This window comes from Flavobacterium cutihirudinis, assembly GCF_003385895.1.
In the GTDB taxonomy this organism is placed as follows: Bacteria; Bacteroidota; Bacteroidia; order Flavobacteriales; family Flavobacteriaceae; genus Flavobacterium; species Flavobacterium cutihirudinis.
The window spans coordinates 758,289-769,862 of the sequence record NZ_QRDQ01000009.1 but is presented as its reverse complement, the minus strand read 5'-3'; the positions used below and the strand labels follow the sequence as shown (position 1 = coordinate 769,862).

The following is an 11,574-nucleotide window of genomic DNA, read 5'->3' as shown; positions in this document are numbered from 1 at the left end:
AATGTAATTAAATATCCTACAAAACAAAATTGAAAATTCTAAACAACGACAAATAAAATCTTTTCCCAAAAAGTCCTCAATAACCCGTATTTTTGCAAAAAAATAATTCCCTTTTGAAAACGAAACTTTTTGTCATTACGCCGCCTTTTACACAACTGAATACTCCGTATCCGGCGACGGCGTATATAAAAGGTTTTCTGAACACCAAAAGTATCGAATCCGTTCAGGCTGATTTAGGTATTGATGTGATTCTGGAATTGTTTTCGAAAAAGGGACTTTCAGATTTGTTTCACGTTTCAGGTTTCAAGTTTCAAATTGTTGAAAACGAAATCTCAGATAATTCAAAAAGAATTTTTGCTCTTCAGGATGAATACATTAAAACTATTGATTCTGTAATTCAGTTTTTACAGGGAAAAAATCCAACTTTGGCTTTGCAGATTTGTCAGGAAGATTTTTTGCCGGAAGCGTCACGTTTTGCACAATTAGAAGAACTTGATTGGGCTTTTGGAACGATGGGAACGCAGGATAAGGCAAAACATTTGGCCACTTTATATCTTGAAGATATTTCGGATTTTATTGTGGAATGTATTGATGAAAACTTTGGCTTCAGCCGATATGCCGAACGATTAGGTCGAAGTGCCAATTCTTTTGATGAATTGTATGACGCTTTAAAGCAAGAACCAACTTATATCGATTCAATTTTAATTTCGCTTTTAAAGGCTAAAATTGAAGCTCTAAAACCTACTTTATTTTTAATTTCTGTTCCCTTTCCAGGGAATTTATATAGCGCGTTTCGATGCGCACAATGGGTAAAACAAAATCATCCTGAAATTAAGATTTCAATGGGCGGCGGTTTTCCGAATACCGAATTGCGTTCACTTTCGGATAAACGTGTTTTTGAATTTTTCGATTTCATTACTTTGGATGATGGTGAAGTTCCGATTGAAGAACTTGTTGAAAATTGTTCATCCCGAGCGGAGTCGAGGGACGAGAAGCGTTATAAAAGAACATTTTTATTAGAAAATGGAGAGGTTGTTTACAAAAATAATTCCTTAAAACACGATTACAAACAAGCTCAGGTAGGAACTCCGGATTATTCTGATTTGCCTTTGGATAAATACATTTCGGTAATCGAAATTGTAAATCCAATGCACAGAATGTGGAGCGATGGACGCTGGAACAAACTCACAATGGCGCACGGCTGTTATTGGGGAAAATGTACTTTTTGTGATATTTCTTTAGATTATATAAAAGTATACGAACCTGTTGCAGCAAGTTTGCTTTGCGATCGAATGGAAGAATTGATTGAGAAAACCGGTCAAAACGGATTCCATTTTGTTGATGAAGCTGCACCGCCTGCATTAATGCGCGCTGTAGCACTCGAAATCTTAAAACGAAAACTGGCTGTAACCTGGTGGACAAATATTCGTTTTGAAAAAAGCTTTTCTAAAGATTTATGTCTTTTATTGAAAGCTTCAGGATGTATAGCTGTTTCGGGAGGTTTGGAAGTGGCTTCAGACCGACTTTTGAAATTAATTGACAAAGGTGTAACGGTTGAACAAGTAGCAAAAGTAACTCGAAATTTTACCGAAGCCGGAATTATGGTTCATGCGTATTTAATGTACGGATATCCAACACAAACGATTCAGGAAACGATAGACAGTCTCGAAATGGTTCGTCAGTTGTTTGAGGCAGGAGTTTTGCAATCTGGATTTTGGCATCAATTTGCATTGACGGCGCATAGTCCGGTTGGATTGTATCCGGAAAAATTTGGCGTGACTAAAAAAACAGAAGTTATAGGAACTTTTGCTAATAATGATATTGACTACACAGATTCAACAGGAATCAACCACGATAAATTTAGCTTCGGATTAAAAAAATCGCTTTTCAATTTTATGCACGGAATCTGTTTTGATTACGAATTGCAAGATTGGTTCGATTTTAAAATTCCGAAAACAAAAATTCATCCTGATTTTATTTTTGACGCACTTCAGGAGCAAAATGATTTCAATACAAAACCAAACGCAAAAGTGGTTTGGCTTGGCGGAAAACCTTCGGCTGAAATTTTTACGAAATCAAAAAAAGGAAGAAGCTGGGAAATGATGTCTTTGACTTTTCATGATAAAAAAGAAAGTTTCACCATTCAGACCAGTAAAGAGGAAGGTGAGTGGTTGCTTTCAATTCTGAATAAAATTTCGGTTTCAGGCACTAAAAATTATACTTTCCAGGAAGTTAAAAACGATTTCGAAACTTCGTTAGAGGATTTTGAGCTGTTTTGGTATTCTAAGCCTGTGAATACGTTGCGAGAGTTTGGGTTGTTGGTGCTGTAAAAAATTGTATTAATTTTTTGTTGCCCAATAATGAAAATCTCTTTCTAAATCATAGGCCATTCTGTTTACACTTCTTCTAATTACAAAATAAGGAATACCTAATACAAGTGACATATGTATAAGTAGAAATGTCAAGGCAAAAAAAGGAATATTATTATTGCCAAACATCATTCCCGTAAAGGCGATGAGATAGAAGAAAATTGTAAATCCAAAAAAAAGAATCATTATTTTTCTGAAACCTAAAATTTCAGCATCTATAATCAACTTGTCATTTCGTTCAATTAAACTTCCAGTTACTTTAGCAAATGAATAATTAGTATCAAATAATCGTCTTCTTTTTTTTAATTCAAATGCACTGCCGTCAATATTTCCTTTGTATTCATTTCTACTTGATTGAAAAACTTCAAAAGGAACAAAGCTAAAATCAGATTCATCAACATTATTTCTGAATTTTTCAGTAAAATCTTTTTTTGAAATCGGCAATTGTATTGTAATGTCTTTGATTAACTGTATTTTTCTTAAAAAATCGCTCATTATTTTGGTTTGATTTGGGAACCAAATTTAATATTATAATTGAGATACTAATTGCAATTTAAAATTATTTGATAATAAGAAGTCGTTATCAAACTAATACTCCACAAAAGTCCCATCAGCAGGAATGGCCGTTTTTGATAGCAGATTATTTTCTGCCAAAGCCGTTTTTAAATCTTCTCTTTTCGTTGGGCAGTGATTTAAAGCTTCAAGATGATTAGCAAAAACATTGCCGGGTGCCAATGCGGTAAATTTCAAAATATCATTCATTCGCATCAATAAAGGCTGACCAATATCTAATCTGGCGGTTCCGCAGGCGACAGTTGCTATGTCAGGTTTAAGTTCGATTAGGGCTTTTTGTACATCATCTGTAAAAATAGTATCAGAACTTATATAAACCGATTTTTCATTGGCAAGTTCGATATAAAAACCCATTACATTTCCCATTAATTTTGCAATAAAACCGTAACCATGAAGTGCAGGAATCCCAATAATTCTTCCATCTAAGAATGGTTGCGGTTCCCAGTAATTTAAAGTTTGAGAGATATTTAAACCCCTTTTAGTTAGTTCTTTTTCATCTTTTGAACTGCATACCACCGGAATCCCTTTTCGTCTTAAATAAACTTCGCCAGCTTTGTCAATATGATCAGGATGCAGGTGTGTAATGAGACAAATTGTTACTTTGCTTAAAATTTCCCTGCTGTTTTTTGGTAAAGAAACCAGCGGATTTCTTTTCGGATTGTACCGAAAGATGGTAAAAGGCGGAATCGTTTTTCTTTTTCCTAACATCGGGTCAACTAAAATCACATGTTGCTCCGTTTCAATAACTAAAGTAGCGTTACGTAAATGATGTAATTTCATATCGGGGAAAATTAGAACTTAAAAATACAAAGATTTTTCAAAATCCTTTTACAGATTTTTCTATATTTTTATCAGAATAGTTTTTCATCCGATTAAAGTAGAATTCCTTTAAATTAGATAAAAAACTATTCTACAGAAAATCTAAAACCAATTCCGTGTAAATTTTCAATCGAAATTCCTTTTTCGCTTGTTAGAATTTTCCGAAGACGGGAAATAAAAACATCAAGGCTTCTTCCCATAAAATAATCATCAGTTCCCCAAAGTGCGGTTAAAATTTGTTCTCTTTTTAAAACCAGATTTTTATTGTCCAGAAAAAGTTTTAGCAATTCGGCTTCACGCTGCGTCAGGCTGATTTTTTCGTTTTCATTAAAAAGAACAAAATTGCTGGTATCAAACTGGTATTTTCCAATTTCGTAAACCAGTTTTTCCAAAGGAGTATTTTTTTGAGAACGTTTTAAAAAAATCTCAATTTTTAAAAGCAATTCTTCAATGCTAAAGGGTTTTACCAAATAATCATCGGCACCCAGGCGCAATCCTTTTATACGATCTTCCTTTAGCGTTTTTGCCGAAAGAAAAATAATCGGAATATCGGTATTTAATTGACGGATGGCAGCTGCTAAATCAAAACCATCCATTTTTGGCATCATAATGTCAAAAATGCAAATATCGAATTTTTCTCTTTTAAAGATTTGCAAACCCAATTGTCCGTCACTGCAATGCACAACATTATAATTGTTTTGCTCCAAATTATCTTTGGTTAAAAAAGCTAAAGTTTCATCATCTTCTGTATAGAGTATCTTGAACTGTTTCATTTTTTATAAGGAATAGACAGTGTTATAGTTATGCCTTTTTCTGAATTGTTTTCGGCTTTTATTTTCCAGTTTTGAAGGCTGCAGATTTCTTTTACATAGTATAAACCAAGGCCAAATCCGTTTACTTCGTTGCTTTTTTCGTTTTTTACACGATAAAATTTATCAAAGATAAAGGAAATGTTTTTAGCAGGAATTCCGATTCCGTTATCTACAATAGCTAATTTTAAATTTTGGTTTTCCAAAGTGATTTTAACTACAATTTCCGGCTTTTCAGTGCAGTATTTTACAGCGTTATCAAGTAAATTGTAGACCAAATTATGAAAATGAAAAACATCAGTTTCTATTTCGTATTCAGTAGAAAGTGTTTCAATTTTTACGTTTGCATCAGGATATTTTAATTGAATGTTTTGAATCGTTTCTTCAATAATCGGTACAATTAAAACGGTTTCTTTTTTTAATTCCAAAGGTGCATAATCTGACTTGGCAATATTCAAAATCTTTTCGATATGATTATTGAGTTTATTACTTTGATTGATAATAATATCCGTGTAAGTATGCAGTTTTTTATCTTCCTTAATCGGATTTTGTTCGATCAAATATTTTGATGCAATTAAAATGGAAGACAAAGGCGTTTTGAATTCATGCGTCATATTATTGATGAAATCGCGTTGCAATTCAGAGTATTTTTTTTGCTGTAAAAGTTTAAAAATCGAATAAACATAAATCAGCAAAATTAAAATTAAAGCAGTTGAAAGCACAAACCAAAAACGCATTGAACTGAATAAATAGGTGGTTTCATTAGGAAAACGAACCGCAAAATAATAAACAAGATTTTTATGTTTAGGAAACGAAACGGTAGTTTTTGCTTCTGTTTTTTGCGACAATGAAATATAATTTCCATACACCATTTCGTCGCTTTGGCAATTGTACATCGCGTATTCAAAATCGGTGGTAATATTCATTTTTTTGAATTCCGATTTCAGGTAAAACTCCAATATATCGGGTTCAAATTCATTGTCAATGTTTACAATATAATAATCGTTCGAAACTTTTCGAACAGGATTTTGACACGATGGTTCGCGATCTTTCCCTTCGTATAGTTTTCTGGCGACTTCAAGCAAAGCGATGTGCGCTTTCTGACTCAGTTTTTTTTGTTCCAGTGTAAAAGCTTCCTTTGTCCAAAGCAGCTGTGCTACCAAAATACTTATAATGGCAATTAATCCAAGAAGGATAATACTATTGAGTTTATTGATTTTCAAGAAAAAATGTCTTTTTAAAAATGTAATATTAATGAAATTTAAGCTTAAAAACAGCGATTAACAAGTCATTAACAAAGATTTGAAACCAGTTAACAGCCACTACTGCTAATCTGAAGTACTTTTGAAATAATAAATTTAAGAACTATAAACCACTAAAATATTTATCTATGAAAATGATTAAAATTTCAATGTTGGCTTTAGCATTAGGCTTAATGTCTTTTTCAGCAATTGCGCCTGTAGCATCTTTAACTTCTGAAACAAAAGTTGCAGCAACAGGTTCGACTATTGTCTGGAAAGCTGAAACTATTGATGTTGGTCAAATTCCGCAAGGAACTCCAAAAGCAATCGTTTATGAATTTAAAAATACAGGAAAAACGGCTGTAGTAATTACAAATGTTCAGGGTTCTTGTGGATGTACTGCAACAGATTATACAAAAGAGCCAATTCAGCCAGGTAAATCTGCAAAAGTTACTGCAACTTATAATGCAGCAAATAAAGGTGCTTTTACAAAAACTGTAACAGTTACAACAAGTGCCGAAACTACTCCAAAAGTGCTTACTTTAAAAGGAACGGTTATTTAATACGAGTTTTAATAGGTTGGTTATATCGTGGCAACTCCAAATATGTAATGTATTTGGAGTTTTTTTTTACGTTAAATTTCAAATACTTGTTTTCTAAATAATTTGTTTTAAGCAAAACTTTCCTATTTTTATTAAAAAATTTATTATGAAAATCTGGTATCAGTTTATCGCCGCCGTTAGTCTTTTTGCAGTTATTTCATGTAATTCAAAAGGAGAAAAAAAAGAAGAAAATCAGACTAAAGTAAAAGCCGAAATACCGGAACTCAGACTTACGATCGATAGTTTGAAAATAAAGGATTTCTATACCACATATCCAAAATTGGCCAAATTTCAGGATGAAGTTCAGGCTTTATACAAAAAGAATAAATCGACACAGCTATGGCAGGATAACAGAGGTGTTGATGAATTTGCTCATACGCTTTTCAATAAATACAAAGGTCTTGATGAGGAAGGATTAAAAGCTAATTTTCCTTACAAAGAAATGAATGCAGTTTTTGAAAATAACGCAGAGAATAAGTTATCAAAAGAAAATACAGATTTAATGATTTCAAACCTGTATTTCTATTATGCTGAAAAAGTATATGCCGGTTTTGACGAAAAAACTATTATTTCGCTCGAATGGCTGTTGCCGAGAAAGAAACTGAATTATCGTGCTTTGACTGATTCTATTTTTAAGAAGTCGACAATAAATGATGATCATAAAAGCAAAATGTTCAGTCAATATTACAAACTGCGCGATGTTTTAAAACAATATCGTGATATAGAAAAAAAAGGTGGCTGGAAAACTATTGAAACCGGTGAAGATTATAAAAGCTTAAAACTTGGAGATTCATCTGCAGTTATTGCTCAAATTAGAGAAAGACTTTTCGTTACAAATGATATAAAAGAAGACAGCAAAAGTGCTGTTTGTGATACGGTTTTGATCAATGCTGTAAAAAATTACGAACTACATCATGGCTTAACGCCAAAAAATATAATCTTGCCAGAACATATTGCCGAAATGAATGTTCCGGTTGCAGATCGAATAAAAACAATTATCGTAAATATGGAGCGCTGTCGATGGATTGATCCTGAATTGGAAAAAGGAAAAAAATACATCGAAGTCAATATTCCGGAGTTTAAATTGTATTTGATTGAAGATGGGAAAATTGCTTTTATTTCGCCGGTTGTAGTGGGAAGAGCAATGACTAAAACGGTTATTTTCAGCGGAATGATGAATAATATTGTTTTTAGCCCTTATTGGAACGTTCCTACGAGTATTATCAATAAGGAAATCAAACCCGGAATGGCCAAAAACAAAAATTATCTGGCTCAGAAAAATCTGGAATGGAATAACGGAGCGGTTAGACAGCTTCCGGGGAAAAATAATTCGCTTGGTTTGGTGAAGTTTCTATTCCCAAATTCAAGTAATATTTACCTGCACGATACGCCGTCAAAAAGTTTGTTTGAACGTGAAAGCAGAGCATTTAGCCACGGTTGTGTACGTGTAGCAAAACCACGTGAATTGGCAATTATTTTAATGAAAGATGATCCACAATGGAATCCTGCCAGAATCGATAAAGCGATGCATGCTGGAAAAGAAAGCTGGTATACGCTAAAAAAGAAAGTTCCGGTTTATATCGGTTATTTCACAGCTTGGGTAGACCGAAAAGGCCAAATGAATTTCTACAAAGATATTTATCAGAGAGACGAAAGTCTACTTAAATTATTGACTGAAGAATAAAAAAGATTTGCCATAAATTACACGAATTTCCACTATTTTTTTTTCTCAATCAGATAAAACTAATTAGTGGAAATTCGTGTAATTTGTGGCAAGAAACTATTTACTCAAAACATCAATACACTTATAAAAACGGTTTGCATAATGTTCAGTGTCAAGAGAAGTGATAGTTACGCATTGTGCTTTACCAGACGAAGCATGAATGAATTTAGATTGCATTCCGTTGGCTTCACAAATAATTCCAAGATGTCCAATTATATTCTTGTTTTTATATCCGTAGAAAACAAGAATATCTCCAATTTTAAACTGTTCAGGATTTAGTTTGATGCCGATTTTTTTATATTCTCCGGAACTTCTTGGCAATGTCACACCATAGTTTTTAAAAACATAACTCACAAAACCTGAACAATCAAAACCTTTTTTGGGATCGTTGCTTGCGTAAACATAAGGTGTGCCCAAATATTTTTTTGCGAAAGCAACTATTGAATCCCGGTCAGCTTGATTATTGGTTTTTTCAAAATGAACATTTGTTGTCTTTTCTTTTTCTTTAACTATAAAAGAAGAAAATATAAGAACAAACAGTAAAAAAATATAGGAGGATGATTTCATTTTCAGACGATAATTAATTCATAAAAGTAGACCGTTCTTTCCTGAATTCAAAGGGAAAGGGCGAATTTGTAAGATTTTATAATTAGAATTTAAAGTTTGATGTGTTTATGTGGTGTTTTTTTATTACGTTTTGACATTTTAGTATCTTTTTGAATCAAGTGTTTCAAATATATTTGTGAATCGTATTTATATTTTAACAAATAACTTATGTTTCTCAAAAAAATAACTGTTTTAATTTCGTTTTTGCTGATTTCGATTGTTTCAAATTCGCAAACTCAAAATTCTAATAAAACTTTTTTATATCAAGGCCGAATTGATAAACTTCAAAATGATCAGGTCATTTTAATCGGAACGGCTTCTTCGGTTTCATTTAATTTTACTGGAAACGAATGTTCAATTTCCCTTCAAAGTGTTGATTCTTATGAACATCATAACTATGTTCAGTTAGTTTTGGATGGAAAATATATCGGAAAGATCAGAATTGAAAAAGGTGCCGCTCAATCCTTTCCTATAAAAGTGACTTCAAATAAAAAAGAACATCTTTTAGAGATTTATAAAAATACAGAGGCACAAAGCGGTAACATTTTATTTGCCGGAACAACCGCAAAACTGACAACAATTTCCTTTAAAAAGAAAAAGAAAATCGAATTTATTGGTGATTCCATTACTTGTGGAGCAGCGAGCGATCCGTCGGATGTTCCGTGTGATAAAGGCGAATATATGGATCATCATAATGGATATTATGCCTACGGACCAACACTTTCAAGAGCAATTGGTGCTGATTATTTAATGAGCTGTGTTTCTGGAATTGGAATGTATCGCAACTGGAATGATGAAAATAAAGACGAGGCAATAATGCCGGATATTTATCAGAATTTGTATTTAACAAAAGATCCTTCTAAACCCAAATATGATTTTGCTTTTCAGCCCGATGTTATTAGTATTGCTTTGGGAACCAACGATTTTTCAGGTGGAGATGGCAAGAAAGAACGTCTCCCTTTTAATGCCGAAAAATATGTTTCGAATTACATCAATTTTATCAAAATGCTTTTCGAACATAATCCGAAAGCGCAGATTGTTATTACAAATAGTCCAATGGTTGGAGGCGAAAGAGGAGTTGTTTTTGAAGATTGTCTGAATAAAATTAAAAACGCTTTCGCGGATGATAAAGCGCACAAACCAATTTTGATTTTCAAGTTTAAATCAATGACGCCAAAAGGCTGTTCCGGACATCCGGATGTGGCTGATCACAAGGTTTTAGCTGATGAATATGCTCCATTTTTAAAAAAGTTGCTAAATGAAAAATAATATTTTTAAGTTTGTTTTCTTTCTGTTGATTTCCACTTCTATGATGGCAAACGTTTCGCTTCCGAATATTTTTAGTGACAATATGGTTTTGCAACGCAATTCTGAAGTTAAAATTTGGGGTTGGGCAAATCCGAAAGAAGAAATCAAACTGGTTTCCAGCTGGAACAATCAGGAATATAAAACTGTTGCCACAAATCAGGCAAAATGGGAATTAACGATTAAAACCCCGGAAGCCGGTGGGCCTTTTACAATTACTATAAAAGGCTACAATGAAGTAGTTTTAAAAAACATTTTGATTGGCGAAGTTTGGCTTTGCACCGGACAATCTAATATGGAAATGTCTGCAAGTTGGGGAATTGATAATGGAGAAGAAGAAATGAAAAACGCGACGAATCCTAATATTCGTTTTTTTACCGTTCCGAAATTAACTGCTACAAGTCCGCAGAATAATTTACTTGGAAACTGGGTTGAGTCGACACCGGAAACCATGAAATATTTCAGTGCTATTGGTTATTTCTTTGCCAAACGTCTGCGTGAAGAATTAAAAAATGTGCCAATTGGATTAATTTCGTCGAATTGGGGCGGAACGCCTGCTGAAATCTGGATGCCGGAAGAAGTGGTAAACAATGATCCGCTTTTACTAGAAAATGCTAAAAAACTGAACGAACAAGAATACGGACCAAGACAACCCGGACGTGCCTACAACGCTATGATTTATCCAATTGTTGGATTTAAAATTGCCGGAACACTTTGGTATCAGGGCGAGTCGAATGTTGGTTCGTTGGTTTATGATAAAACTTTAGGTGCCCTAATAACTTCCTGGAGAAAAGAATGGCATGATGATTTTCCGTTTTATTATGTTCAGATTGCGCCTTTTAAAACAGGAAACAATAATTTCTCGAATGTAACAGTTCGAAATTCACAACGAAAACTTTTAAATGAAATATCAAAAACCGGAATGGTTTTGACTTCTGATATTTCAGATACTATCGATATTCATCCAAAGAATAAGAAGTCAGTAGGCATTCGTTTGGCTAATTTGGCTTTAGCCGATACTTATAAAGTCAACTCTAATTTGGTAAACGGCCCACTTTATAAAAATTTTAAAATCGAAAAAAACAAAGCAGTTGTCTCATTTGATCATGCTGACGGATTGTATTTTGCGAATAAAGATTCGAATCAATTTGAGTTGGCTGGAGTCGATGGCACTTTCTTTCCTGCCGAAGCTTCTATAAAAAATAATCAGGTGATTTTGACGAGTAAAAAAGTTCCTAAACCCGAAAAAGTAAGGTTTGCTTGGGGAAATACGACACAATCTGATTTGTTTAATAAGGCTAATTTACCAGCTTCTTGTTTTATAACGGAGTAGAGATTTTAGGATTTTAAAGAGGAAAGAGTCAAGAAGAAAGATTTTAGACTTTAGAACTTTTGCGTATTTTTTGTCATTCCGAGGAACGAGGAATTTCCGCAAGTAACTCCTCAAACAAAATCGCCAATCTTTATCGAGCTACTCGTGGAGATTGCTTCGCCAGTTCGCTATCTCTCGTGTCCTCGTTTCTCGGA

General features: G+C 33.5%; 10 protein-coding genes. 5 read left to right on the top strand and 5 right to left on the bottom strand.

Annotated elements, in window-relative coordinates; genetic code table 11:
- Positions 1-113 precede the first annotated feature (113 nt).
- Positions 114-2,330 carry a B12-binding domain-containing radical SAM protein gene (locus BD847_RS14105; protein WP_115888900.1) on the top strand — a complete coding sequence of 739 codons (2,217 nt, stop codon included), beginning with the start codon at positions 114-116 and terminating at the stop codon, positions 2,328-2,330.
- 9 nt (positions 2,331-2,339) lie between these two features.
- Here BD847_RS14105 and BD847_RS14100 read toward each other — a convergent pair whose 3' ends face one another.
- The 4 genes from BD847_RS14100 to BD847_RS14085 all read right to left on the bottom strand — a co-directional run bounded on the left by BD847_RS14100 (position 2,340) and on the right by BD847_RS14085 (position 5,793).
- Complete coding sequence (locus tag BD847_RS14100; RefSeq protein ID WP_115888899.1) at positions 2,340-2,864, bottom strand: hypothetical protein; 525 nt, start codon at positions 2,862-2,864, stop codon at positions 2,340-2,342.
- Positions 2,865-2,957: 93 nt separating this feature from the next.
- Positions 2,958-3,722: an MBL fold metallo-hydrolase gene (locus tag BD847_RS14095; protein ID WP_115888898.1), complete on the bottom strand. Its 765-nt coding sequence runs from the start codon at positions 3,720-3,722 to the stop codon at positions 2,958-2,960.
- A gap of 125 nt (positions 3,723-3,847) precedes the next feature.
- Complete coding sequence (locus BD847_RS14090; protein WP_115888897.1) at positions 3,848-4,534, bottom strand: response regulator transcription factor; 687 nt, start codon at positions 4,532-4,534, stop codon at positions 3,848-3,850.
- Positions 4,531-5,793, bottom strand: coding sequence for a sensor histidine kinase (locus tag BD847_RS14085; RefSeq protein ID WP_115888896.1), 1,263 nt, complete (start codon positions 5,791-5,793; stop codon positions 4,531-4,533). The genes BD847_RS14090 and BD847_RS14085 overlap by 4 nt, the downstream gene beginning before the upstream one ends.
- Positions 5,794-5,960: 167 nt before the next feature.
- Between BD847_RS14085 and BD847_RS14080 the strand changes: the two genes are divergently transcribed.
- Together BD847_RS14080 and BD847_RS14075 are read left to right on the top strand one after the other, a co-directional pair.
- Positions 5,961-6,374: a DUF1573 domain-containing protein gene (locus BD847_RS14080; RefSeq protein ID WP_115888895.1), complete on the top strand. Its 414-nt coding sequence runs from the start codon at positions 5,961-5,963 to the stop codon at positions 6,372-6,374.
- Positions 6,375-6,519: 145 nt separating this feature from the next.
- Positions 6,520-8,097, top strand: a complete 1,578-nt coding sequence (locus BD847_RS14075) for a L,D-transpeptidase family protein (protein ID WP_115888894.1) — start codon at positions 6,520-6,522, stop codon at positions 8,095-8,097.
- 96 nt (positions 8,098-8,193) lie between these two features.
- On the opposite strand, the gene BD847_RS14070 is transcribed toward BD847_RS14075, so the two are convergent.
- Positions 8,194-8,703: a C40 family peptidase gene (locus tag BD847_RS14070; protein ID WP_115888893.1), complete on the bottom strand. Its 510-nt coding sequence runs from the start codon at positions 8,701-8,703 to the stop codon at positions 8,194-8,196.
- 207 nt (positions 8,704-8,910) lie between these two features.
- Between BD847_RS14070 and BD847_RS14065 the strand changes: the two genes are divergently transcribed.
- Together BD847_RS14065 and BD847_RS14060 are read left to right on the top strand one after the other, a co-directional pair.
- Positions 8,911-10,011: an SGNH/GDSL hydrolase family protein gene (locus BD847_RS14065; protein ID WP_115888892.1), complete on the top strand. Its 1,101-nt coding sequence runs from the start codon at positions 8,911-8,913 to the stop codon at positions 10,009-10,011.
- Positions 10,001-11,380 carry a sialate O-acetylesterase gene (locus tag BD847_RS14060; RefSeq protein WP_115888891.1) on the top strand — a complete coding sequence of 460 codons (1,380 nt, stop codon included), beginning with the start codon at positions 10,001-10,003 and terminating at the stop codon, positions 11,378-11,380. Before BD847_RS14065 ends, BD847_RS14060 begins: the two co-directional genes overlap by 11 nt.
- Positions 11,381-11,574 lie beyond the last annotated feature (194 nt).